Raw genomic sequence first — 22,545 nt, 5'->3', positions numbered from 1 at the left:
CCTATCTGCCGCTGTCGCTGGCAAAGGGCTGTTCCAGAGCAGCGACGACTTGATGTAGCGCATCCATCGGATCGACATCGTTTTGCGCGTAGATGCTGCATGAGGCCATATCGTCCGGGTAGCCGAACTCCGCATAGAGTTCCTGCAACCGTTCGATCTTGTTCTCATCGGCAAGCGAGGAGTGTTGCAGTTCCGAGAGCATGGCTAGCCGCCATTTCTCCAGAGCATGCGGCCGTTTTTCCTGAAGATCGATACCCTCTTTCTTGCACAGGGTTGCCAGCAAGGCGACTACTTCGTCATCACTCAGGGCGTCGCTGCCGGCCAGAACGGCAATATCACTGTCCTGCTGACCAGCAGACAGTAGCTTGAAGGCATGCTCGGATACCGCGTCTTTGTTTATCCAGCCATTATTCAAGCCGATCGCCAGGGTCGGCCAGTCAACCAGGTTGCGCTTAGCAAGCTCGGGAATATATTCGTTCATTACTACCCCTTAAGGTCTGGCAACTTGGTTGGGGAGGTCTGTCACTTTCCCGCCAGGGCTGCACCTAATCGATGCCGGAGGTAGCTGGATCATTGTTGGCTTTCTTGCAATCAATAAGCTCGATGGTTGATCGTTGTACACGTGTGTTGCTCTATCAGCTGTGAAGAGTGCGCGTGTAGGTATCATTGATCCGTGCTTATGGCTATCAGGGGGTAGTCACTCCAGGCAACCTGGTTCTCAGCGAATAGGCTGTGGAGCGCTGCGACAAGCCCCTGACTTAGCTCCCCTTGAGGAAGATCACGAATTCCATACTTATCGATAAGGCTATGGCATCTGTCTGTGGCACTGATATCCCATAGATACCAATGTGAGGTTTCCTCGATGTCCGAGCTGAAAGGGTCATGACGGGCAAGTGACTTTATATAATCGAGTGCAGCAGACTTCATCATTGACGAGTCGTCAGCTTTCAACGCTGGGATATAGAGGAGGTCGCTAGCGAGAAGGCGATAGAGGGTGTCTACGGCTAGCTGCCAACGCAGAGTGGTGTCCTTGCTGTTTGTCAGCCCACTGGTCATGGCATCCGCGCAATAACTGTCGTAGCAGAACACACGCAGCCAATCTTGAATTTCCAGTGCTGGGTATTCAGGTACGCTCATTGGCTATTTCCGGTTTGTGGGAATTTAAGTTTCAACGGCTTTCCATTGTTTATCTGATTTCCGGCCTCTCTGTAGTTTATTTCAACCGTAGAGGTGGTGGGCGCTGTCTCGGCACTCGCTTTGCCTGCTGGCCGATAGGTAATGTAGCTTTTTCCTTCGTCAGGTGATGCAACCCAGCAGCCGGCACAATCGCCCTTGTTCATTCGGCTACCAATAGCTCTCTCGGCTTGTGTCGGATCTCTCCCCAACGCTTTTATTGCAAAGTCTTCTGCAGTAGCGCTCGGTGCGATTGATGCTGGCATCTCTCTGGGTGTGCCTGGGCCACCGATTGGCTGTCCGGGTAAACGACCTGCTTGCAGGTCGTTTACTGCTTGCTGGTTCGCCACTGTGCCTGGGGGCCTCTGACTGAGATCCGGGCCTTTGGGGTTGTTTCTGATTCGCTCAAGCGCCACACTTTCTGAATCCAGACGCGAAGATGGTCTGTCGACCTGAGAGGTCGGCGCGAGCGGCGGTCTTTCCACCTCAACCGTTCGTGCCCCAGTCCCGCTACCTGTCGCCCTGCCACCTCGTCTGATCCTTGCCCGTTTCAGCGCCGCGCCCAGGCGTCTGAAGGCATTGCCCAGACGTGCAAGCTTGTCCAGATAGCTTACCGATGCTGCACCGCGAGCGGCCAGGCCGACGCCGCCGGTGAAGACGATCAGCAGGGCTGCCAGTACGATTTCGAACAGTGCGCCGCCGCTGAACTCGGCCACTTCCTCGACGTTCTGCGCCTTGGCGTAGTCGACGGCGAAGCGGCCGAGCATGGCTTTGCTGGGGCCGTCTTCGTAGATGAAACAGGCCAGTTCGTAGGCTTCGGCCAGTTGCTCACGGGTGATGCTGCTCGGGTCGAAGCCCAGCGCCTCCACCAGCTCTCGATGCTGTTCAGCGCTGAACTGGCGATTGTATGCGGTCAGCCAGGTTTCTCCCTCGCTGGCGCGCGCCTGCCAGGCGCTGCGCAGGGCATTGGAGAAGGCGGTGAAAGGATTGACCAGGTCGGAGAATTCCTTGGCGGTCTTGAGCAGGCCCCAGGCGCCGAGGAAGAACCCTTTACCCACTGCGAGTCGGCGATGCACGTAGTTGGAGAGGGCGCTGCGCTGATCCTGAATGGCCTGCAGGCGGGCGGCTTCGGCCCTTTCCGCGGCGAGGATTTCATCCAGCACGGCCTGCAGTTCGGCGCGCGCGCTGGCGATGTCGCTGTCCACATCGGCATCGGCGAGTAGTTGCGCCTCGTATTCTCTGCCCTGGATGGTCTGAATCAGACTGCTTCGGGCGTCCAGGCTGCCGCGCACGGGGTTGCCGCCGGCCGGGGTGAGGCTGTAGGGCAGGTTGGCGCCAAGGCATTCGCCGTTGTCCCAGACGAAGCGCAGCCCGACCAGGCAACTGCTGTTCTGCGCGGCGGTGCCTTCCAGCGGGCGCGGTGCTTGTCTGTGGAAGTCGCCGTTGTAGGGCGCCGGCGTCGGTGCGGGGCGTTCGTTGCGATTGTTGGGGACGTAGCCGCTCATCGTCGTGCATCCATGCTGCAGCCGGCGATATGCCGGCAGGGTCGATCATCAACGCCGATGCTAACCAAGGACCTATGCGCAAAGTCTTGCGCAGTGGCGGGCCAGCTTTGCTTTTTGTGATCCATGCACGCAAAAAATGTCGTGGCGGTTCAGCCGCGCTGCAGCTCGAGCAGCGCCTTCTGGCTCAGGTCCAGCCACTCCTTGTGCAGAACTCGATAGTGCCGGGCGGAGCGGCGGGCGTGGGTCTGGATCTGCTGCAGCAGTTCGATGGCCTCGCGCTGGCGTCCCAGTCGGCGCAGCAGCAGGGCATAGCGATAGTTCGCTTCGGGGCTGGCGCAGTAGCTGCCGAGGGCGCGGTATTCCTCTTCGGCCTTGAGGTCGTTGCCCTGGCCTTCCAGCGCGCGGGCATACAGCAGGTGGCCGTCGGAGGAACGGAAGTCGGGGTTGTGGGCGATCAGTTGATCGAGGCTCGCCTGACAGCCGGCGAAGTCGCCCAGGGCGAAACGTGCCCGGGCCAGGCCGAGGAGGATATCCGGGGCGTCGCTGTGGATGCCGCGCAGGGCTGTCTGATACTGCTGGGCCGCTTCTTCGGCCTGCCCCATGCGCAGCAGTTCATCGGCCAGGTTGACGCGGGTATCACGGGTGTCGCGAATCTCCAGTTCGTCGCGCAGGGCGCGCAGGTGGCGCTCGGGGTCGATGCTGTCGTGCAGGCGGTTGAGTGTCTGCCGGCCGCGTCGGCTGCCGAGCAGATCCGGCAGCATGATGCCGAGGAAGTAGATCAGGCAGCCGAGGCCAGGCAGGGCGATGATCAGGTACAGCCAGTAGCGTTCCTGGCCACTGCGCACCACGTGGAGGCCGCAGGTGACTTGGCAGGCGATGACCAGCAGGGCGAGCAGAGGCATGAGGCGGTCCAGTCCTTTGGAGTGCGAGGGGAGGCTTATCAGAGCATGGATCGGCCCCGTTGTCAGGTGACGCATGCACGGCTGTGGCCTGCGTCACGTGGTAGGCTGCGCGGCGGATTCCATGTTCATAAGGATGCGTGCATGCCGTCGTCGCTGGAGATTTTCGCCAACCTTTTCTATCTGGTTTCGGTCGTGCTGGCGGCGCGCAATTCGGTGCACACCTGGGCCGTCGGCCTGGTCGGCTGCGTGCTGTTCGGTTGGCTGTTCTTCAGCGTGCAGCTGTATGCCGATGTCACCTTGCAGATCTTTTTCATCGCCACCAGCCTGCTGGGTTGGTGGAGCTGGGTGCGCGGGCGCCAGGGCGAGGCGTTGCCGATCAGCCGTGCCAGCATGGCCGGATTGGGCCTGGCGCTGCTGCTCGCGGTGGTCGTGGCGGGCGCATACGGCGCCCTGCTGCACTATTTCACCGACGCCTACGCACCTTTCATCGATTCCCTGGTGCTGACTTTCAGCGTGCTGGCGCAGTTGCTGCTGATGCGCCGCAAGCTGGAAACCTGGTACGGCTGGCTGCTGGTGAACACGCTCGCGGTGCCGCTGTTCGCCTCGCGCGAGCTGTACCTGACGGCGTTCATCTACCTGCTGTTCTGGTGCAATGCCTGGTACGGCCTGTATCGCTGGCGCCGTGAACTGAACGCGCAGGCTGCCTGAATGAGCAAGCGATTCGCCAAAGGGCTGGTGGTCGGCAAGTTCGCGCCGCTGCACCTGGGGCACGAATGGCTTATCCGCCAGGCGCAACAGCAGTGCGAGCAACTGGTGCTGCTCAGTTGGGCCTACCCGGAACTTGCCGGTTGCGAGCCGGATCGACGGGCGACCTGGCTGCGGCTGCGCTTTCCCGAACTGCGCAGCTGGGTGGTCACGCCTGAGTGGGTTGCCCAGCAACGCGCACGCGGCCTGGCGCTGCCAGAGCTTCCCCACGAATCCGATCCCGATGCTGTTCAGCGCCAGTTCGTCGCCGACTTTTGCCAGGCAGTGCTCGGCCACCCGGTGGACGCGGTGTTTACCAGCGAGGCCTACGGCGATGGCTTCGCCGCGCACTTGAGCGAATGTTTCGGTCGGCCGGTGCAACATGTCGAGATCGACCGCGCGCGCGTTCAGGTGCCGGTGTCCGGTACGCGTCTGCGCGCCGATATTCATAGCCTGCGCCACTACCTGGCGCCGCAGGTGTATGGCGATTTCGTCGAGCGCATCGCCTTGCTCGGCGGCGAGTCCACCGGCAAGAGCAGCCTCGCCCTGGCATTGGCCGAGGCCTTGGGTACGCGTCACGCCGCCGAGTACGGTCGCGAACTCTGGGAAGAGCGGGGCGGTGTGCTCGCCTATGACAACCTGCTGCGTATCGGCCGTACCCAGGTCGCCCGTGAGCAGAGCCTGGCCGGGCAGTGCCAGCGTTATCTGGTGTGCGACACCACGGCGCTGACCACGCTGTTCTATTGCCGCGAGCTGTTCGGTCGGGCCGAGGCTGAGCTGGAGCAGTTGGCCGAGCGGCACTATCACCACCTGTTCCTGTGCGCCGATGACTTCCCCTTCGTGCAGGACGGCACCCGTCAGGACGAGATCTTTCGCCGCCGGCAGAACCAGTGGTACGCGCAGGAGCTGACGCGGCGCGGCTGGCCATTCACACGGCTGACCGGCTCTCTGCAACAGCGCATCGAGCAGGTGCTGCATCGCCTGAGCGGAACCTAGTCGGAGGCAGTTGGTGCGCACGGCGCACCCTACGTTCGAACGAGCGAAGCACTTGCCGGGATAGCCGCAGGTGGTTTTGCGTAGGGTGCGCTGCGCGCACCGGCTTGTGGGACACGCCTGGAGTTCAGCCAGCCATAACTGCAATTAGCGGCGCGCAACGTCTGGTCGGCCTTGCGACACGCTACGAGACTTGTCGGCCATCCATGGCTGGGCGAGGATGCGCGTTTTCGACCGAATCGGGATCGTCATGCGTCGTCTGCCTTCGCTCACCGCCCTGCGCACTTTCGAAGCGGCCGCGCGGCATGCCCACTTCGGCCGCGCAGCTGCTGAGCTGTGCGTCACCGACAGCGCCGTCAGCCACCAGATTCGCCAGCTCGAAGAGCAACTCGGCAGCACGCTGTTCGAGCGCGACGGCCGTCAGGTACGCCCGACGCCGCAGGCCAGGCGCTTGCTGCACAGCCTGCAGCAGGCCTTCGAGCTGATTGGCGAAGCCTGCGACGAGCTGCGCGATCCCGGTTCGCAGGCGCAACTGCGCGTCGCGGTTACCGCAGAGTTGGCGCAGAAATGGCTGGTCGGGCGCCTGGCCGACTTCGCCGAGCGCCACCCGCAGATCACCCTGCATCTGCATGAGCAACCGCTGGAGGCGACGCTGCCGGGCAGCGAGATCGACATCGCCATCACCTATGGCACCGGCCCGGACGATGCCAGCGCCTATTTCGTGCGGCCGCTGCCTACTCTGCAGTTCTTCCCGGTGTGCAGCCCGGGCCTGTTCAACCAGTCGCCGCTCAAGCACCCGCGCGACCTGGCGCGTCATTGCCTGCTGCATGACGATCAGGACGGCAAGACCTGGACCGCCTGGCTGACCACTCATGCTGGCGATATCCAGCCGACCCGGCATCTGTACCTGGGCCATGCCGGCCTGACCATGGAGGCCGCAGCACGCGGCCAGGGCGTGGCCATCGGCGACAACCTGACCAGTGCCGAAGACCTGGCGAGTGGTCGCCTGGTGCGCCCCTTCGCGGCCCAGGTGCCGTCGCTCGGCCAATACGCGCTGGTGTGCGAGCGCCTGCGTCTGGACAAGCCGGCAGCCGCTCATTTTATCGAATGGTTCACTGATCAGCTGGTCGATCTGTGAATTGAATTCAAGGGTTCCGCGATTATCGTCATTGGTCGTAGTGGCATCGCCGGGCGTACTGTCGGGCTACTTCCAGCCACTGACGAGGAGCCGCGAGATGGCCCGTACCCTGACCTCCCTGCCCAAGGCCGACGGCTTTCGTCTGCCCGGCGAATTCGAAACCAAGAGCCGCTGCTGGCTCGGCTGGCCGGAGCGCCCGGACGTGTGGCGCAACGGCGGCAAGCCGGCGCAGAAGGTCTGGGTCGAGATCGTTGCGGCCATCGCCAGCAGCGAGCCGGTCACCGTCTGCGCCTCGGCGGCGCAGTACGCCAACGCTCGGCGCCTGCTGCCGGCGCATGTGCGGGTGGTGGAAATGACCTGCAACGACACCTGGTTCCGCGACAGCGGCCCGGCGTTTCTGGTGCATGACGAGACGGCCGAAGTGCGCGGCGTGGACTTCGAGTTCAACGCCTATGGCGGGCTCGATGGCGGGCTTTACTACCCCTGGGACAAGGACGACCAGATCGCGCAGAAGATTCTCGAAATCGAAGGCTTCGATCGCTATCGCGCGCCTTTCATTGCCGAAATGGGCGGTATCCAGAGTGACGGCCAGCGCACCCTGTTGACCACCGAACAGTGCCTGCTCAACCGCAATCGCAACGCCCATTTGGGCAAGGACGAGATGACCCGCAGGCTGTCGGATTACCTCGGTGCCGAGCAGGTGATCTGGCTGCCGCGCGGCTGCAAGTTCGACGAAACCGATGGCCATATCGATGACCTGGCCTGCTTCGTTCGCCCTGGTGTGGTGGTGATGCAGTGGACCGACGACCGCACCGACCCGCAATGGGAAATCTACCAGGAGGCTTACGACATCCTGCGCAGCGTGCGCGATGCCCGTGGCCGTGCGCTGGAAGTGCACAAGCTGCCGCAACCGCGCGTATTGGAGTGGACCGAGCAAGAGGCCGAAGGTCTGGATCAGGATGACACCACCCACACCCGTCAGGCCGGCACGCAGATCTGCGCCTCGTACATCAATTACTACGCCGGCAACTCGGCCATCGTCCTGCCGCTGTTCGGCGACGCCAACGACCGTGTGGCCCAGGCCACCCTGGCCGAGCTGTTCCCGCAGCATCGCATCCTCGGCATCGAGAACTCGCGGGAAATCCTGCTGGGTGGCGGTAACGTCGCCTGCATCACCATGCCGCAATACGCCGCGCCCCAGCGCGCCTAGGAGGCCCGGATGAAACTGCCCGTCAGTCTGCTGGCCGTGGCCCTTGCCGCCTGCGCACACGTGCAGGCCGGCGCGGCGCCGCAGCAGGTCAACCTGTATATCTGGAGCGAATACCTGGCCCCGGACACCCTGGCTTCATTCGAAGAGAAGACCGGTATCCGCGTGGTGGTCGATCACTTCGATTCGCTGGAAACCGTGGAAACCAAATTGCTCACCGGCGGCAGTGGTTACGACCTGGTGCTGACTGCCGGCCAGCACCTGAGTCGGGCCATCGCCAGCGGTGCGTTGCGTGAACTGGACAAGACGCAGCTGCCGCATTTTGCCGGGCTGGATGACGAGTTCACCCAGCACATGGCCAAGTTCGATCCGGGCAATCGCTACGCCGGACTCTACGTCTGGGGCACCACCGGTTTCGGCTACCAAGAGCAGGCCATCGCTCAGCGCATGGCTGATGCCCAGACCGATAGCTGGGCGATGCTGATGGACCCACAGGTGGTAGCGCGTTTCGCCGATTGCGGAGTGAGTTTCCTCAATGATCCCAATGAGGTATTCGCCGCTGCGTTTCGCTACCTGGGGCTGGATATCAACCGGCAGAATCTCGATGACCTGAAACAGGCCGAGGCCCATCTGGCCAAGGTGCGACCGTTCATTCGCTACTTCGACAATGACCGCAACATCAGCGATCTGGCCAACGGCAACACCTGCCTGGCGATGGCCTGGAATGGCAATGTCGCCATCGCCGCGGCACAGGCCGAGCAGGCCAACAAGGACTTCCAGCTGAGCTACCGCATCCCGCGTGAAGGGGCTCTGCTGTGGTTCGATGCCATGGTCATCCCGCGTGATGCGCCGCACCCGGAAGCCGGGCTGGCGTTGATGGACCACCTGATGACGCCTGAGGTGATCGGCGCCATCAGCAACAGCATCTACTACGCCAATGTGGTGCCAGCGGCCGACGCCTTCGTCGATCCGGCGATTCTCGCAGACGCCGGCACCTATCCGCCGGCCGAGCTGCGCGCCACGCTGTACACCAAGAATGACAACCGTCGCGAGTTCAACCGGGCGCTGACCCGTGCGTTCAGTCGGCTGAAGTCGGGTCGGTAGCTGTCAGCGATAGCGAGCGAGGATGGCCTCGAACTCGCCATCCTGTCTCATCTGCACCAGGGCACGCAGCAGCGCCTGGGTTGGTACATCCGGCTCGTCGCGGACGATGCAGGCGATCAGGTCAGCGCTGATTTCAGCGAGCGCATGCAGACGTTGCTCGGCTGGCCGGTCGCGATTGAACCAGGCCAACGCCAGGTGATTGCTGATGGCATAGCGGTAGCGGCCGGCTTCGAGTTTCTCCAGGGCCAGTTCCTGGGTGCGGGCGTCTTCGCGGTGTATGGCACCACTGGCCAGCAGCGTCTCCAGGTTTGGATAGCTGAAGCCCAGCACCGTACCCAGGCGCTCATCCCGCAACTGCTCCAGCTTGAAGTCAGGGTCGGCTTTGCGCGCGACGATCAGGTCGCGCTGCACCATGAAGGGCAGGCTCCAGATGTACTGATGATGGGATTCGACGAGCCAGTCTGGATTGACGTAGCAGCGCACGTCGATCCCGCCGCTGACCAGCAAACGTTGGACGCGCAGGCGCGGCAGCACCAGCATCTCTGCACGGCGGCCGACCTTCTGCGCCAGGCGCATTTGCAGATCGTAGAGAATCCCGCCCGTAGCCTGGCCATCGACGATCTTTATCATCGGCATGGCCCAGCTCTCGGACACCGAGAAACGTAGCGGGCGCTGCTCCTCGGCCGAGGCTGCGAGGCACAGTAGAAACAGCAGGGCGCAAAGCGAAAGGCGCATGCGGTTACCGGTTCAAGACGTTAAGCGATGCCGCGCCGAGCTTGGCCGTGACAGACTGGGCGACGACCTCTCAGGCAGGTGCCGGCTCGAAACTGTCGGCGCGCGCCATGCGCCACATGCGTTCGTAGAACTCTCCTGCGATCTGGCCGCTGAGCAACTCGCCCGGCGCGAGAAACACGTGCTGTTGGGCGAACAGCTTGATCTCTGTAGCCGACATGCGCTGCACCAGGTGCTTGGCATCGATCTGCGAGGGGTGGTCGAGGCCGGCGGCGGCGAGCATTTCGGCTAGCGCCTTGAGCGTGTTGCGGTGGAAGTTGTAGACGCGCTGGGCCTTGTCCTCGACCACCAGGGCGCGCTGGCGCAGTGGGTCCTGCGTCGCCACGCCTGTAGGGCACTTGTTGGTGTGGCACGACTGCGACTGGATGCAACCAATGGCGAACATGAAACCGCGCGCCGAGTTGGCCCAGTCGGCGCCGATGGCCAGCACGCGGGCGATGTCGAAGGCGCTGACGATCTTGCCGCTGGCGCCGAGCTTGATCTTGTCGCGCAGGTTGCTACCGACCAGGGTGTTGTGCACGAACAGCAGCCCTTCGCGCAGCGGCACGCCCAGGTGATCGGTGAATTCCAGCGGCGCCGCGCCAGTGCCGCCTTCCTTGCCGTCGACGACGATGAAGTCGGGCAGGATGCCGGTCTCCAGCATGGCCTTGACGATGCCCATGAACTCCCAGGGGTGGCCCAGGCAGAACTTGAAACCGACCGGCTTGCCGCCGGACAGTTCGCGTAGCTGGGCGATGAACTGCAGCATCTCGGTCGGCGTGGAGAAGGCGCTATGGCGCGAGGGCGAGATGCAGTCCTCACCCATGGGTACGCCGCGGGTGTTGGCGATTTCCTCGGTGACCTTGTGCTTGGGCAGGATGCCGCCATGGCCCGGTTTGGCGCCCTGGCTGAGTTTGATCTCGATCATCTTCACCTGCGGGCTGGCGGCCTGGGCGGCGAAACGCTCGGGGTCGAAGCGCCCGTCCGAGCTGCGGCAACCGAAGTAGCCGCTGCCCAGCTCCCAGACCAGATCGCCGCCGTGCTCGCGGTGATAGGGGCTGATGCTGCCTTCGCCGGTGTCGTGGTAGAACTCGCCGAGTTTCGCCCCTTCGTTGAGCGCGCGAATGGCGTTGGCGCTGAGCGAGCCGAAGCTCATTGCCGAGATGTTGAACAGCGACGCCGAGTACGGCTGGCTGCACTGCGGCCCGCCGATCTCCACGCGAAAGCTGCACGGGTCGGTCAGCGGCGCCGGGCGCATGGAGTGGCTGATGAACTCGAAGCCGTTCTGGTACACATCGCTCAGGGTGCCGAAGGGTTTGTCGGCGCCTTCGTTCTTGGCGCGGGAATACACCAGCGAGCGCTGTGCGCGGGAGAAGGGCAGTTGCTCGGCGTCGCCTTCGAGCAGGTACTGACGGATTTCCGGGCGAATGCCTTCGACCAGATAACGAATGTTGCCGAGGATCGGGTAGTTGCGCCGCACCGCATGGCGCGTCTGCAGCAGATCGCCGATGCCGATCAGGCTGAGCACGCCGCTGAGCAGGGTGAACGGCCACAGCCATTCATGGCCAAGGAAGGGTAGGCTGGCCAGGGTGAACAGCACGCAGAAGGCGAAGAATGCGTAGCGGCTGAGCAGGGAGAGGTTCATGCAAGCTCCAGATGCGCGGATCGAGATAAGACTTTAGACCAAACGGCTATATTGGGTCATGTTCTGTCCACCTAGACACTCTCAAGGGCTGAGGACGAACCCCCTCGCCCTGTGGCACACTCAGTGGCCCGGAGCCAACCGTCGCAAGAGCTTGGCCCAAGTCTCCCGATTTTCGGCCTGCGCCATTGTCGCCGGCCAACTGCCTGAGGCCGCCAGCGGCCGAGAAGAGGAATGAGCGTGCATAACGTCGTCATCAGTGGTACCGGCCTCTATACCCCGGCCAACAGCATTTCCAACGACGAGCTGGTGGCATCCTTCAATGCTTATGTACAGCAGTTCAACGCCGATAATGCCGAGGCCATCGCCCGCGGTGAGGTGGAGGCGCTGAGCGAGTCCAGCAGCGGCTTCATCGAAAAGGCGTCGGGCATCAAGAGCCGCTTCGTCATCGACAAGGAAGGCATTCTCGATCCGCTGCGCATGGTGCCGCGTATCCCTGAGCGTTCCAACGAAGACTGGGGCATCCTCTGCGAAATGGCCGTGGGCGCCGCCAAGGAAGCGCTGCAGCGCGCCGGCAAGACCGTCGCCGACATCGATGGGGTGATCGTCGCCTGCTCGAATTTGCAGCGCGCCTATCCGGCGGTGGCCATCGAAGTGCAGGCCGCGCTGGGCATCCAAGGCTGGGGCTACGACATGAACGTGGCCTGCTCATCGGCCACCTTCGGCATTCAGGCCGCGACCACCGCGATCCAGACCGGCCAGGCCCGCGCGATCCTCATGGTCAACCCGGAAATCTGCACCGGCCACCTGAATTTCCGCGACCGTGACAGCCACTTCATCTTCGGCGACGCCGCCACTGCGGTGATCATCGAGCGTGCCGACCTGGCCACCTCCAACCACCAGTTCGATGTGGTCGGCACCAAGTTGCTGACCCAGTTCTCCAACAACATCCGCAACAACTTCGGCTTCCTCAACCGAGCCGCGGAGGAGGGCATCGGCGCGCGCGACAAGCTGTTCGTGCAGGAAGGCCGCAAGGTGTTCAAGGACGTCTGCCCGATGGTCGCCGAGCTGATCGCCGCGCACCTGGCCGAGCACCAGCTCAACGTCAGCGACGTCAAGCGCTTTTGGCTGCATCAGGCCAACCTCAACATGAACCTGCTGATCGCGCGCAAACTGCTCGGTCGCGACGCCGAGCCGCACGAGGCGCCGGTGATTCTCGACACCTATGCCAACACCAGCTCGGCCGGTTCGGTGATCGCCCTGCACAAGAATCAGGACGACCTGCCAGCCGGCAGCCTGGGTGTTCTAAGCTCCTTTGGTGCCGGTTATTCGATTGGCAGTGTAATTTTGCGCAAGCGTTGAACTCTCTGTAGGAATGCCTGGCGCGTACGCAGAGTGTGATTGTGCGCGCAAGGCCCTACCCATGGGAGTTCTATGTCCGATACCGATCTGTTGGATCGTCTGCTCGCCGGTGAGCAGGCGGCCTATCGCGAGCTGGTAGCTCGCTACCAGGGGGCGATGCGCGCGGTGGCCTATGCCATCGTCGGCAGTCGCCACGCCGATGAGGTGGTTCAGGATGCCTGGCTCGCCGTGGTGCGCAGCCTCGGCGGCTTTCAGGGGCGCTCCAGCCTCAAGACCTGGCTGCTGACCATCACCGCCAATACCGCCAAGACGCGCCTCAAGCACAACCGCCGCGAGGTGCTGCTCGATGACTTGGCCGCACCGCACGGCACGGTGGGTGACGAGCGTTTTGCCGATGACGGCCACTGGCTGCTGGCGCCACATGCCTGGCATCAGGACAGCCCCGAAGCGCTGCTTACCGAAGACGAACTGCGCCAGTGCCTGGAACACACCCTGGCCAGCCTGTCCGAGTTGCAGGCCAGTGTGCTGGTGCTGCGCGAGCGTCAGGGCCTGGAGTTGGAGGCGATCTGTAATCTTCTCGACATCTCGCTCTCCAATGCCCGTGTGCTGCTGCATCGGGCACGCCTGAAAGTCTTTGCCACCCTGGAACATTTCGAGGAGACAGGCCAATGCTGACCTGCAAGGAATTGGTCGCTCATTCCAGCGATTATCTCGACGGCCAACTGACGCTACGCCAGCGCCTGGCCGTACGCGCGCACCTGGCGATGTGCGGCAACTGCCGTCGTTTCATCCGCCAGATGAAGCTGACCCAGGCGGTGATCCGGCAGATGCCGGATGAGGAGTTACCCGAACTCGACGCCCTGGCCGAGCGCTTGGCGCAGGACCGGCGTAATCAGGGGTGAGCGAGGGCGTTGTTGGTTTTCGGATGTTTATTCCGGGTGCAGCGTTTTGTTGAAAGCTATGGCGTCGCCCACCCAGGTGGGCACTGCGTAGGGTGGATCGGGGCGCGTAGCCGACGCTTTTTTCATCCACCGTTTGCGGTGGCTGTCCGGGCTACTTGCTAGCGCCCCGCAGCTAATTTACCGCTTTTAGAAAATTGTTCCTTAAGGCCAATTTTCAACCACAAACTACCACCTGACTGTATTGAAAGCGCTTTCGTCTTTTTTGCCTTGCGCTTCAATACGGATGGTTTCTCGTAATAACCAAATCTTCGCTTGTGCCAGCGCCGGTCTGTCTCGTGCTTTACCTTTTTCTTGAGCTTGCGTAATGCAACCTCAATTGATTCACCATCTTCTACGCTGATTGTTACTGTCATGCCTTGTGTTTTAAGGACTGACGCCTGTCCATGTTTGTTTTCTAACGCTCCACAACGAAGGTCCAGCCAAATTGCCGGAGTTTTTGAGCAATTTGTTAGGTTTTTTACAGGTCAATACTCACCATGTGCAACTCCTCTCAGGCCTGGTCAAGTTTGCAATCAACTCATATTCATTACCCTTAAGTTTTTTAATGCTAGATTTGACATAAGTTTCGCCGTGCAGAGTTATCAAGTATTCTTCATTTTCTTTGGGAGTGAATTCGATTGTAGAGTAATACCACGTTAAGTGCGAATTGGAGGTTTGAAGAAGACGAAATGTATTTATAAATTTCTTGCCAGCCTGAACGTATATCGTGTGTCGCTGCCTAGTCTCAGATTGTTTAAAAGACTTTATCATTTCGGGCTTGTTGCATTCGTACGATTTGAAATAAAATACCTGCAAAGCGTTGTTATTTGCTTCGGAAATATATGTTACCTTTGCTTGCGAGCCAGAGGTTGGTGGGGTGTACTGAGATGCGCAGCCGTTTATAAAAAAAGCAAAAGCTATCACTATGAATGTTTGTATATTTTTCATCCGTGACTCCATTTTCATTGAAATTTAACGCCGCATTCAGCGGCTTGTCCGCTGCAATGCATTGTTATGCGCCAACCTGCTTCACCCAGTCGCGCAGAAAAACACCAAGTCTTTCAATATCGCCTTGCTCAAGAATTCCACTATGCATGATTACGTTCCTTGACCTCTCTACAGCGTCAAAAACGCTAGCAACCCAATCTATAGAGCGAACATGGGGCTCAAAGTGGTCCCAGTTATTTCTCATTACATTTACAAGATCAGCCATTGTCGTGTAATTAATTGGGTTTACGCCCCTTTGTGTATGCCACTTTATTTTTCGTTCCTCTTCAGCGCGCTTTTCGGCCCGCCCTCTTACATTCTGAGAGACACATTGCTCCCACCACCCCTCTCCATAATTCTCTAAAAGAACTCCCGATATCAACTCTCGTACGGCATTTTCAAATGCCGCTACAGCAGTATAAATGACTGCCATAGAGCGAGCGTTGGCAACTAGATCTGATGGCAGTAAATCCAAGGATAAAGTGGCCGCTATGGCTTCATCTGATAGAGCGATTTCAGAACGATTCTTGCGTCCTGCTTTATCTAGAGATTCTTCAGTAAGGAGACCTTTTAGAACGAAGCTATAGAGCTGGTCATTCCCAGTCATGACAGATGCTCTTTAAGGCTTTTAAACAACGCGTCGTAAACAACTGGATCTCTCGACTCGGGAAGGACTATTTGAATGTTGTAGACGAGCCCTCCAAATTCGAGCTTACTTCCACCTCCATGGCCACTGGAGCTAGAGTCCATTTTGGTTTTATCGACTTCTTTTGGCTCACTTCTCTCTGTCTCAACTTTCGGCCTCTGCCGTACGCTATGACTAGTAAAATCCGCATTCTTAACCAGCGCGCCAAAGGTCATATAGTGGCAATCAATTACGCGGTCACTTAGCTGGCCCTGCGAAAGCGTCTTTAATTTACCCACGAATTCCGCTTTTTGCATTTGATGAGCGTTGACGTTTATCGCGAAAAGATCTGACCATGCCTCGCGGATACCTTCAGCCAGTACAGCACCTGAATGCGATTGATCTAGGAATCGGTAGTAGCGTTCAGTTGGGGTCCCCTTTTCATCTAGAAAGCCTAAGTCCTTCAGAACCCCTATAACTAGTCGATCTCCTTTCGATTTGAACCCTAGCTGCTCAAGAAATCTGGTATGAAATGTTTGAGGAGCTTGTGCAGTTTGAATCGCCTCCAAAATGTCTGGTATCCGCTTTACTGAGTTCATGTAAGAGGTAGGTAAACTCATTAATTATTCTCCTTGTTTCTACCGTGTATTGATTGCATAACGATTAAGCTAAAGGGCGGGCTTCAGCCCGTCCCAGCGAACGAAGTGAGCGATTTGAGCGCATAGTTAGAACCTTGCCTGACGGTGATTTTTTCTCTTACAAGTCTTGGTCCGTTCTCAGTGACAAGGGTAATGGCGTCCATCACTTTTTTGTAATGTTCTATAAGTGGCTCTGCGCTTATTTCAAGTTTTGCAATGTACATTGCTGATGCGAATATGTGATATTTGATTGCCATCAAAGCCATGTATAGAGAAAAATTGTACTGTTCAATGAAATGTGCCTCATCTAAGCCGTCGACACTTGCGCAAACTCGTGCGTAAATTTTGTTTAGTGCGTCCTCTGCATCATTGTGGGCCTGGGAGCAGAGAGCTGCATAGATGGTTCTATATCCAATCTCGTCGTTTATTGCGCAGAATCTGTCAAATATGCTTGGCCACTTTTCATTGATGTCATCAAAGCTAACTTGAACCAGCGAAAGAGATTCTCGGAGCATGTCTTCGTAATTGTTAAGAGCAATGTTTTTTTGATCTATTTTTTCAAAGTGATACTGTTTCAGTTCCTCGGAGTGGCTGCTGCTTGCTACGCTATTTTTCCAGTTGATGTTTTGTTTTCTTTCTGTCTCAAGGTGGTTCTTAAAGTATGCAATTTGTTTGCTTAAAGAGTCGCCAAGACTTGTGTAGTGTAAATTTACTGCGCCTTCAATAGCTGTTCTGCACAGGGCTTCGCTTGACTGAAATTGGGCGATTAAAAAGCATCCAAGTACGCCACAGCAATACTCATAACTTCTTTCGTACATGTCGTGTAGTGAAGGCCAATAAACAAGATCCTCAAGGAGTGCCTTGTTTGATTCAAGCAGTTCTCTGGCTAATTTGTCCGTTGCTTCTAGGCGATATATTGCTTCATGAAGCGGGGCATTTAGCTCCATGTCGGACGAAAGTGTTCTTTTGGTTATAAATTCTCTAACTAATTCGTTCATTTTCATGGCGTGGTTCTAACAGTGATTAGATAGTCTTCCGTACTAATCCAATAGCATGGAAGGCGGTATAACTCCGAAAAGTGGCAGCTTTAAACTCAGAAAAATTTAAAAATTTCAACGACTTAGAGCGTGAAGCATGCGTCAGCGCGTATTCGCTTGACCTCCACATTTCACGCTTTCATTACTACTGGATAGGTATACACAAAGGCACTGGAAAGGTGCAAGGCACACAAGAGACTGTGTCGAATCAAGGGGCGATGCAGAGTTGCAATGCATGGATGGCACCTTGTCCATCTAACGCTTGCACTGGCTGTTCGTGCCACTGGCTATCGAAAGCCTCGCCGCTGAAGCGCCTCCCACGGTGCGGTGGATGTTCCTATAACTGTGGGAGGGGCTCTCGGCTCTGACATCCTGCTTCGCTCTACCTCCTGCATCCATGCAGTCGTAGCCGCGACTGGTAGCGGGCAACGCTCACGGATTTCATCCGGGCTACGAAAAACTTTTTTCGCCCGCTGTAACGCCCGCATCTCTACCTCGTCAATTGCTGCGAGGGCGCCAACCTGGCCCCGCATTCGAAACCGATGGAGAGATGCCATGAAACAACTCAATACCCTGACTGCCACCCTGGGCGCTGCGCTGCTGACTTCCGTGGCCTTCACTGCCCATGCCGCCAGCAACCCCTTCGCTGCGCAGGAGCTGGCCAGCGGCTACAGCCTGGCCGCTGCCGAGAAGGCGCAGGAAGGTTCCTGTGGCGAAGGCAAATGCGGTGGCGAGATGAAAGCTGACAAGGAAGGCAAGTGCGGCGAGGGTAAGTGTGGCGGCGAGAAGAAGGCCGATGCCGAGGGTAAATGCGGCGAAGGCAAGTGCGGCGGCGAGAAGAGCGAGTAAGGGCAGGGGAGGACGGATCATGCACCTCGCACACCTCACCGGCGCCGGTCTCGGCCTGCGTCGCGGGCTGCTCGCCGAGCTAATCGGCGATCATGCCAGCGGCGCCGACTTTCTCGAAGTGGCGCCGGAGAACTGGATCGGTGTCGGTGGTCGGCTGGGCAAGCAGTTACGCGCCCTGAGCGAGTGCCGGCCGTTGCTATGCCATGGTCTGTCCCTCAACCTAGGCGGCTTCGCGCCGCTGAACCTGGAACTGCTACACGCCATCAAGGGCTTTCTCGACGAGCACGGCGTGCTGGCCTACAGCGAACACCTGTCGGCCTGCGCCGACGATGGCCAGCTGTATGACCTGATGCCGCTGCCGTTTTCCGAAGAGTCGGTGTTGCGCATCGCCGAGCGCGTGCGCATCGTCCAGGAGGTGCTGGAGCGGCCGCTGATCATCGAGAACGTATCGGCCTATGCGCGCCTGCCCGGCGAGCTGGACGAGGCAGATTTCGTTCGCGCCGTGCTGGAACGTGCCGACTGCCAGCTGCTGCTGGACGTCAACAACGTCTACGTCAACAGCCTGAACTTCGGCTTCGATGCCGAAGCCTACATTGCCGCGATGCCCAGCGAGCGCATCGCCTATCTGCATGTCGCCGGGCATTACGACCAGGCGGCAGACCTGAAGATCGACACCCACGGTGCGCCGGTGATCGACCCGGTGTGGGCGCTGCTGAGCAGCGCTTACGCGCGGCATGGCGTACGCCCGACGCTGCTGGAACGCGACTTCAATTTCCCGCCGCTGGCCGAGCTGTATGCCGAGCTGGCGCATATCCGCAGCCTGCAACAGGCTGCACAACCGCTGAGCAGGTACGGCACATGAGCGGCGTTCAGCAGCAGCGCGACTTCGCTGCGCGTATTCGTCAGCCCGAGGCGCAGTCTTTGCTGCCGGGCATCACGGCCGAGCGCATGGTGGTCTACGAGGAGCTGTTCTTCAACAACGTCGCCAGCCTGGTGGGCGGCGCCTTTCCGGTGCTGCGTGGGGTTCTCGGAGTCGAGCGCTGGCAGCGGCTGTTGCGCGCCTTCTTCGCCGAGCATCGGGCGAGCACGCCCTACTTTCTCGAGATCAGCCAGGAATTCATCGCCTGGCTGCAGCAGGGCTATCGCGCCGAGCCTGACGACCCTGCGTTCATGCTGGAGCTGGCCCACTACGAGTGGGTCGAGCTGGCGCTGGATGTCAGCGATGCGCAGTTGCCCGAGCGCGGTTGGTCGCCATTGGCCTGGCCGCTGGCGTATCGCTGGCCGGTGCAGATGATCGGTGTCGATCATCAACCCACTCAGCCGCCTGCCGAGCCGACCTGCCTGCTGGTCTGGCGCGACCGCCAGGATCAGGTGCGCTTCATGCAACTGGCGCCGTTCGCCTACCAACTGGCGCTGCGCTTACAGGCCGGCGAGCCGCCTGTGCAGGCGCAGCTGGAGTTGGCCACGGGCCATGGCCTGGCGGCGGATCGCGCCTATTTCGACAATGCCCGCGCGCTGCTGGATGACTGGCAGGCGCGCGATATCTGGTTTCCGTATTCCGAGGACTGACCACCATGATCGCTTTGCTCAATCGTTTCCAGGATGCGCTGGAGGCTACCCGGCGCCTGGATTTTCTCGGCCCGCTGTTGCTGCGCCTGTATCTGGTGCCGGTGTTCTGGATGGCCGGTACACAGAAACTGGCCGACATCGACGCTACCGCCGCCTGGTTCGGCAATCCGGACTGGGGCCTGGGCCTGCCATTCCCCGAACTGCTGGCCTGGGCGGCGGCGCTGACCGAGGCTGGCGGCGCGATTCTGCTACTGTTCGGCCTGGCGGTGCGCTGGGTGAGCATTCCACTGATCGTCACCATGCTGGTGGCGATCTTCGCCGTGCACTGGCCCTATGGCTGGCAGGCGATTGCCGACCCATCCGCGCCCTTTGCCAACGAGCGCGTGCTGGCAGCAGCAGAGAAACTCGAACGGGCGCGGGCGATTCTGCGCGAGCACGGCAATTACGACTGGCTGACCGCCAGCGGCAGGTTCGTGGTGTTGAACAACGGCATCGAGTTCGCCGCCACCTACCTGGTGATGCTGGTGGCGTTGTTCTTCAGCGGGGCAGGGCGCTGGTTGAGCGTCGATTACTGGCTCGCGCGGCGTTTCAGAACTCCGCGCTAACCCAGCGGATTACCCCGGCGCCGGCTCTCGCGAAACTCGCCCGGCGTCTGCCCGGTCCAGCTCTTGAAGCTGCGGTGGAACGAGCGTGACTCGGTGAAACCCAGGTAGCAGGCGATGTCCTGGATCGCCAGGTCGCTGCGCAGCAGGTAGTGCTCGGCCAGCTCCTGGCGTAGCTCGTCGAGTATCTGCTGGTAGCTGGTGCCGGCCTGCTGCAGGTGGCGCTGCAGGGTGCGCACGGTTATGTCGAACTTTTCCGCCACCCGTTCCTTGCGCGGCAGGCCGTCCTTGAGCAGCAGGCGCAGGGCGTTCTTCACCCGTCGCGGCAGCGGCTCGTCCTCGTCCAGCCCGGCCATCAGGGTCAGAGCATGTTCTTCCAGGGTGCGCAGCAGGTTGGCGTCGGCCTGGCGCAGCGGCACGCCAAGGTAGTCCAGCGGCACCAGCAGGGCGTTGCAGGGTTGCTCGAACAGTACGGGGCAGCCGAACAGTTGCTGGTATTCGGCCAGGTCGGTGGCAGCCGGTTGTACGTGCTCGAACCAGACTTCGCGCGGCGAATGCTCGGAATCGGCGATCCAGCGCGCGTACAGCAGCCAGGAGGCGAGCACGTTCTCCACCATGTGCCGGCGCACGTCCGGCGCCTGATGACGGCAGCTCCAGATCAGCCGCACGTGATCCTCGGCGGCTTCGATGCGGCTGGTGCCCATATCGCCCACCAGTTTCTCGTAGGGCACGATGCGGCCCATAGCTTCGCCCAATGTGGCGCAGTTCATGGCGATGTAACCGAGCACGCTCCACGAGCCGGGCTGGACGAAACGCGCGGCGTGCAGGCCGAACAGCGGGTCGCCGGACACCTCCAGCAGATGTGCCAGCAGGCGTTCGTGCACCTCGCTGGGCATGCGCTTGCCGTTGTCGGCCAGGTCCTGCGCGCCAATGCCGGCTGCGGCCAGGGCGCGGTCGATGTCCAGGCCGAGTTGTTCGGCCTGCCGCAGGTATTTGAGCAGGACGGGAACCGAGGTATAGCCGAGGTTTTCCATGGATTCTTCTTGTTCTGGGGTGCCTGTCTTGATTGGCGATAAGGCCTGTCCCGATTCGACAGTGACGGAAATCGGCGGCTGGCTAGTATAGGCAGCCATAAGTGCTGATCGAAATGGGGGATGCGATGCGACGCTGGAACGGATGGGGAGACGAAGCGACCGAGGTGGAACTGCCGGCCCATGGCGAGGCCTTTCTCGCCGAGCTGATCGGGCCGGGCCAGCGTCTGGCCGATGCCAGCTTGCAGGAGGTGCTGGCGCGCGTGCCGGCGTCGCGCCTGGCGCCGCATCCACTGATTTGTCAGGACGCCGAAGTGCGCGTGCGCCATGCCCGTGGCCAGAGCCTGCCGGACTGGCTGGCGATGCGCTCCGGTGAGTTCGGCCTGTTTCCCGATGGCGTCGCCTGCCCGGAAAGTGCCGAGCAGATCCGCGAGCTGCTGGCTTGGGCGCAAAAGCATGACGTCACCCTGATTCCCTACGGCGGCGGTACTTCAGTGGCCGGCCACATCAACCCGCAGGCCGGCCAGCGCCCCGTGCTGACCCTGTCGCTGGAGCGCATGACGCGCCTGCTGGATATCGACGAAGACAGCCTGATCGCCACCTTCGGCCCCGGCGCCAACGGCCCGCAAGTGGAGAGCCAACTGCGCGCCCGTGGCTATACGCTGGGGCATTTCCCGCAGTCCTGGGAGCTGTCGACCCTCGGCGGCTGGGTCGCCAGTCGCTCCAGCGGCCAGCAGTCGCTGCGCTACGGGCGTATCGAGCAACTGTTCGCTGGCGGCAAGCTGGAAACCTTCGCCGGCACTTTGGAGATTCCCACCTTCCCGGCGTCGGCCGCCGGCCCCGATCTGCGCGAGCTGGTGCTGGGTTCGGAAGGGCGCTTCGGGGTGATCTCTGAGGTGCGCGTACGCATCAGCCGCCTGGCCGAGCAGGAGCGCTTCTACGCCGTGTTCCTGCCCAGTTGGCAGCAGGCGCTGAGCGCCATTCGCAGCCTGGCCCAAGCACGCGTGCCGCTGTCCATGCTGCGCCTGTCCAACGCCATCGAAACCCGCACGCAACTGGCCCTGGCCGGCCACCCGCAGCAGATCGCCCTGCTGGAGAAGTATCTGGCCCTGCGCGGCGCCCGCGACGGCAAGTGCATGCTGACCTTCGGCGTCACCGGTAATCGGGTGCAGAACGCCGCCTCGCTGAAACAGGCGCGGCGCCTGCTGAAAGGCTTTGGCGGTGTGTTCACCGGCACCCTGCTGGGCAAGAAGTGGGAGCACAACCGCTTCCGCTTCCCCTACCTGCGTCATGGCCTGTGGGAGCGCGGCTACCTGGTGGACACCCTGGAAACCGCCACCGACTGGTCGAACGTCGACAACCTGCTGAACAAGGTCGAGGCCAGCCTGCGTGACGAGTTGGCCGGCGAGGGCGAGCGTGTGCATGTCTTCACCCATCTGTCGCATGTCTACGGCGAAGGTTCGAGCATCTACACCACCTACGTATTCCGCCCCGGCGCCGATTACGCCACCGCCATGGCGCGCTGGCAGCGGCTCAAGGCGGCGGCCAGCCGTACCATCGCCGAGAACCGCGGCACCATCAGTCATCAGCACGGTGTTGGTCGCGATCACGCGCCATACCTGGCGGCGGAGAAGGGCGAGCTGGGCATGGCCACGCTGCGCAGCCTGGCCATGCATTTCGACCCCGACCAGCGCCTGGCGCCTGGCGTGTTGCTGCAGGACTGAG

24 protein-coding genes are annotated in these 22,545 nt (G+C 60.7%); 13 read left to right on the top strand and 11 right to left on the bottom strand.

From position 1 onward, the window contains the following. Position 1: 1 nt before the first annotated feature. From BM186_RS00265 to BM186_RS00250, 4 genes are all read right to left on the bottom strand, one after another. Positions 2-481 (bottom strand): DUF2247 family protein, encoded by a 480-nt coding sequence (locus tag BM186_RS00265; protein WP_074912913.1) that lies wholly within the window; start codon positions 479-481, stop codon positions 2-4. 182 nt (positions 482-663) lie between these two features. After that, complete coding sequence (locus tag BM186_RS00260; RefSeq protein WP_074912911.1) at positions 664-1,137, bottom strand: hypothetical protein; 474 nt, start codon at positions 1,135-1,137, stop codon at positions 664-666. Next, positions 1,134-2,678, bottom strand: a complete 1,545-nt coding sequence (locus BM186_RS00255) for a hypothetical protein (RefSeq protein WP_241519840.1) — start codon at positions 2,676-2,678, stop codon at positions 1,134-1,136. Before BM186_RS00255 ends, BM186_RS00260 begins: the two co-directional genes overlap by 4 nt. A gap of 149 nt (positions 2,679-2,827) precedes the next feature. After that, entirely contained in the window at positions 2,828-3,580 is a 753-nt protein-coding gene (locus BM186_RS00250) for a tetratricopeptide repeat protein (RefSeq protein WP_074912910.1), read from the bottom strand. A gap of 141 nt (positions 3,581-3,721) precedes the next feature. On the opposite strand from BM186_RS00250, the gene pnuC reads away from it, so the two are divergent. From pnuC to BM186_RS00225, 5 genes are all read left to right on the top strand, one after another. Continuing rightward, a complete protein-coding gene (gene pnuC, locus BM186_RS00245; RefSeq protein ID WP_074912908.1) occupies positions 3,722-4,288 on the top strand; it encodes a nicotinamide riboside transporter PnuC in 567 nt (188 codons plus the stop codon). Beyond that, positions 4,289-5,320, top strand: a complete 1,032-nt coding sequence (locus BM186_RS00240; protein ID WP_074912906.1) for an AAA family ATPase — start codon at positions 4,289-4,291, stop codon at positions 5,318-5,320. 247 nt (positions 5,321-5,567) lie between these two features. Continuing rightward, on the top strand, positions 5,568-6,455 hold the full coding sequence (locus BM186_RS00235) for a LysR substrate-binding domain-containing protein (RefSeq protein ID WP_074913509.1): 888 nt from the start codon (positions 5,568-5,570) through the stop codon (positions 6,453-6,455). A gap of 97 nt (positions 6,456-6,552) precedes the next feature. Further along, the gene (gene aguA / locus BM186_RS00230; RefSeq protein WP_045734535.1) at positions 6,553-7,665 is read left to right on the top strand and encodes an agmatine deiminase; all 1,113 of its coding nucleotides are present in this window, start codon (positions 6,553-6,555) and stop codon (positions 7,663-7,665) included. Positions 7,666-7,674: 9 nt separating this feature from the next. Further along, on the top strand, positions 7,675-8,766 hold the full coding sequence (locus BM186_RS00225) for an extracellular solute-binding protein (RefSeq protein ID WP_099481797.1): 1,092 nt from the start codon (positions 7,675-7,677) through the stop codon (positions 8,764-8,766). A 3-nt stretch (positions 8,767-8,769) separates the two neighbouring features. Here BM186_RS00225 and BM186_RS00220 read toward each other — a convergent pair whose 3' ends face one another. Beyond that, positions 8,770-9,501 (bottom strand): substrate-binding periplasmic protein, encoded by a 732-nt coding sequence (locus tag BM186_RS00220; RefSeq protein ID WP_074912904.1) that lies wholly within the window; start codon positions 9,499-9,501, stop codon positions 8,770-8,772. Positions 9,502-9,571: 70 nt separating this feature from the next. Beyond that, positions 9,572-11,182, bottom strand: a complete 1,611-nt coding sequence (locus BM186_RS00215) for an FMN-binding glutamate synthase family protein (protein ID WP_074912902.1) — start codon at positions 11,180-11,182, stop codon at positions 9,572-9,574. 237 nt (positions 11,183-11,419) lie between these two features. Here BM186_RS00215 and BM186_RS00210 point away from each other — a divergent pair, with 237 nt between their 5' ends. The 3 genes from BM186_RS00210 (at position 11,420) to BM186_RS00200 (ending at position 13,443) form a co-directional block, all read left to right on the top strand. Further along, positions 11,420-12,541 (top strand): beta-ketoacyl-ACP synthase III, encoded by a 1,122-nt coding sequence (locus BM186_RS00210; RefSeq protein ID WP_072426027.1) that lies wholly within the window; start codon positions 11,420-11,422, stop codon positions 12,539-12,541. Positions 12,542-12,613: 72 nt separating this feature from the next. Then, positions 12,614-13,216 carry an RNA polymerase sigma factor gene (locus BM186_RS00205; protein ID WP_074912900.1) on the top strand — a complete coding sequence of 201 codons (603 nt, stop codon included), beginning with the start codon at positions 12,614-12,616 and terminating at the stop codon, positions 13,214-13,216. Then, entirely contained in the window at positions 13,210-13,443 is a 234-nt protein-coding gene (locus BM186_RS00200; protein ID WP_041977963.1) for an anti-sigma factor family protein, read from the top strand. The genes BM186_RS00205 and BM186_RS00200 overlap by 7 nt, the downstream gene beginning before the upstream one ends. Before the next feature lie 158 nt (positions 13,444-13,601). On the opposite strand, the gene rpsU is transcribed toward BM186_RS00200, so the two are convergent. The 4 genes from rpsU to BM186_RS26185 form a co-directional block, all read right to left on the bottom strand. Continuing rightward, complete coding sequence (gene rpsU, locus BM186_RS00195) at positions 13,602-13,856, bottom strand: 30S ribosomal protein S21 (RefSeq protein WP_074912898.1); 255 nt, start codon at positions 13,854-13,856, stop codon at positions 13,602-13,604. A 638-nt stretch (positions 13,857-14,494) separates the two neighbouring features. Further along, the gene (locus BM186_RS00190; RefSeq protein ID WP_074912896.1) at positions 14,495-15,076 is read right to left on the bottom strand and encodes a Swt1 family HEPN domain-containing protein; all 582 of its coding nucleotides are present in this window, start codon (positions 15,074-15,076) and stop codon (positions 14,495-14,497) included. Beyond that, positions 15,073-15,714, bottom strand: coding sequence for a DUF5343 domain-containing protein (locus BM186_RS00185; RefSeq protein WP_074912894.1), 642 nt, complete (start codon positions 15,712-15,714; stop codon positions 15,073-15,075). The genes BM186_RS00190 and BM186_RS00185 overlap by 4 nt, the downstream gene beginning before the upstream one ends. 62 nt (positions 15,715-15,776) lie before the next feature. Next, entirely contained in the window at positions 15,777-16,736 is a 960-nt protein-coding gene (locus tag BM186_RS26185; RefSeq protein ID WP_099481796.1) for a DUF5677 domain-containing protein, read from the bottom strand. 588 nt (positions 16,737-17,324) lie between these two features. Here BM186_RS26185 and BM186_RS00175 point away from each other — a divergent pair. From BM186_RS00175 to BM186_RS00160, 4 genes are read left to right on the top strand one after another with little or no spacing between them, the layout of a single operon-like run. Beyond that, the gene (locus tag BM186_RS00175; protein WP_003245323.1) at positions 17,325-17,618 is read left to right on the top strand and encodes an HvfA family oxazolone/thioamide-modified RiPP metallophore; all 294 of its coding nucleotides are present in this window, start codon (positions 17,325-17,327) and stop codon (positions 17,616-17,618) included. Between the two features lie 19 nt (positions 17,619-17,637). Continuing rightward, entirely contained in the window at positions 17,638-18,480 is an 843-nt protein-coding gene (locus BM186_RS00170) for an HvfB family MNIO-type RiPP peptide maturase (RefSeq protein WP_074912891.1), read from the top strand. Further along, positions 18,477-19,187 carry an HvfC family RiPP maturation protein gene (locus BM186_RS00165; protein ID WP_074912889.1) on the top strand — a complete coding sequence of 237 codons (711 nt, stop codon included), beginning with the start codon at positions 18,477-18,479 and terminating at the stop codon, positions 19,185-19,187. Before BM186_RS00170 ends, BM186_RS00165 begins: the two co-directional genes overlap by 4 nt. 5 nt (positions 19,188-19,192) lie before the next feature. Beyond that, positions 19,193-19,792 (top strand): HvfX family Cu-binding RiPP maturation protein, encoded by a 600-nt coding sequence (locus BM186_RS00160; RefSeq protein ID WP_074912887.1) that lies wholly within the window; start codon positions 19,193-19,195, stop codon positions 19,790-19,792. Here BM186_RS00160 and gliR read toward each other — a convergent pair. Further along, the gene (gene gliR, locus BM186_RS00155) at positions 19,789-20,823 is read right to left on the bottom strand and encodes an AraC family transcriptional regulator GliR (RefSeq protein WP_074912886.1); all 1,035 of its coding nucleotides are present in this window, start codon (positions 20,821-20,823) and stop codon (positions 19,789-19,791) included. The genes BM186_RS00160 and gliR overlap by 4 nt on opposite strands. Positions 20,824-20,948: 125 nt before the next feature. On the opposite strand from gliR, the gene BM186_RS00150 reads away from it, so the two are divergent. Further along, on the top strand, positions 20,949-22,544 hold the full coding sequence (locus BM186_RS00150) for an FAD-binding oxidoreductase (protein WP_074913507.1): 1,596 nt from the start codon (positions 20,949-20,951) through the stop codon (positions 22,542-22,544). The last annotated feature ends 1 nt before the right edge of the window (position 22,545 follow it).

The sequence above is a fragment of the Ectopseudomonas toyotomiensis genome (assembly GCF_900115695.1).
Lineage (GTDB): Bacteria > Pseudomonadota > Gammaproteobacteria > Pseudomonadales > Pseudomonadaceae > Aquipseudomonas > Aquipseudomonas toyotomiensis.
The sequence above is the reverse complement of the archived record's forward strand: the minus strand, read 5'-3'. Positions and strand labels throughout refer to the sequence as shown.

Bases quoted from the DNA above. Each gene is read 5' to 3' on its own strand.
- gliR (WP_074912886.1), bottom strand. From the start codon at position 20,823: ATGGAAAACCTCGGCTATACCTCGGTTCCCGTCCTGCTCAAATACCTG.
- BM186_RS00215 (WP_074912902.1), bottom strand. From the start codon at position 11,182: ATGAACCTCTCCCTGCTCAGCCGCTACGCATTCTTCGCCTTCTGCGTG.
- BM186_RS00190 (WP_074912896.1), bottom strand. From the start codon at position 15,076: ATGACTGGGAATGACCAGCTCTATAGCTTCGTTCTAAAAGGTCTCCTT.
- BM186_RS00185 (WP_074912894.1), bottom strand. From the start codon at position 15,714: ATGAGTTTACCTACCTCTTACATGAACTCAGTAAAGCGGATACCAGAC.
- BM186_RS00220 (WP_074912904.1), bottom strand. From the start codon at position 9,501: ATGCGCCTTTCGCTTTGCGCCCTGCTGTTTCTACTGTGCCTCGCAGCC.
- BM186_RS00150 (WP_074913507.1), top strand. From the start codon at position 20,949: ATGCGACGCTGGAACGGATGGGGAGACGAAGCGACCGAGGTGGAACTG.
- BM186_RS00170 (WP_074912891.1), top strand. From the start codon at position 17,638: ATGCACCTCGCACACCTCACCGGCGCCGGTCTCGGCCTGCGTCGCGGG.
- BM186_RS26185 (WP_099481796.1), bottom strand. From the start codon at position 16,736: ATGAAAATGAACGAATTAGTTAGAGAATTTATAACCAAAAGAACACTT.
- BM186_RS00205 (WP_074912900.1), top strand. From the start codon at position 12,614: ATGTCCGATACCGATCTGTTGGATCGTCTGCTCGCCGGTGAGCAGGCG.
- BM186_RS00250 (WP_074912910.1), bottom strand. From the start codon at position 3,580: ATGCCTCTGCTCGCCCTGCTGGTCATCGCCTGCCAAGTCACCTGCGGC.
- rpsU (WP_074912898.1), bottom strand. From the start codon at position 13,856: ATGACAGTAACAATCAGCGTAGAAGATGGTGAATCAATTGAGGTTGCA.
- BM186_RS00240 (WP_074912906.1), top strand. From the start codon at position 4,289: ATGAGCAAGCGATTCGCCAAAGGGCTGGTGGTCGGCAAGTTCGCGCCG.
- BM186_RS00235 (WP_074913509.1), top strand. From the start codon at position 5,568: ATGCGTCGTCTGCCTTCGCTCACCGCCCTGCGCACTTTCGAAGCGGCC.
- BM186_RS00225 (WP_099481797.1), top strand. From the start codon at position 7,675: ATGAAACTGCCCGTCAGTCTGCTGGCCGTGGCCCTTGCCGCCTGCGCA.
- BM186_RS00255 (WP_241519840.1), bottom strand. From the start codon at position 2,678: ATGAGCGGCTACGTCCCCAACAATCGCAACGAACGCCCCGCACCGACG.
- BM186_RS00160 (WP_074912887.1), top strand. From the start codon at position 19,193: ATGATCGCTTTGCTCAATCGTTTCCAGGATGCGCTGGAGGCTACCCGG.
- BM186_RS00265 (WP_074912913.1), bottom strand. From the start codon at position 481: ATGAACGAATATATTCCCGAGCTTGCTAAGCGCAACCTGGTTGACTGG.
- aguA (WP_045734535.1), top strand. From the start codon at position 6,553: ATGGCCCGTACCCTGACCTCCCTGCCCAAGGCCGACGGCTTTCGTCTG.
- BM186_RS00165 (WP_074912889.1), top strand. From the start codon at position 18,477: ATGAGCGGCGTTCAGCAGCAGCGCGACTTCGCTGCGCGTATTCGTCAG.
- BM186_RS00200 (WP_041977963.1), top strand. From the start codon at position 13,210: ATGCTGACCTGCAAGGAATTGGTCGCTCATTCCAGCGATTATCTCGAC.
- BM186_RS00260 (WP_074912911.1), bottom strand. From the start codon at position 1,137: ATGAGCGTACCTGAATACCCAGCACTGGAAATTCAAGATTGGCTGCGT.
- pnuC (WP_074912908.1), top strand. From the start codon at position 3,722: ATGCCGTCGTCGCTGGAGATTTTCGCCAACCTTTTCTATCTGGTTTCG.
- BM186_RS00175 (WP_003245323.1), top strand. From the start codon at position 17,325: ATGAAACAACTCAATACCCTGACTGCCACCCTGGGCGCTGCGCTGCTG.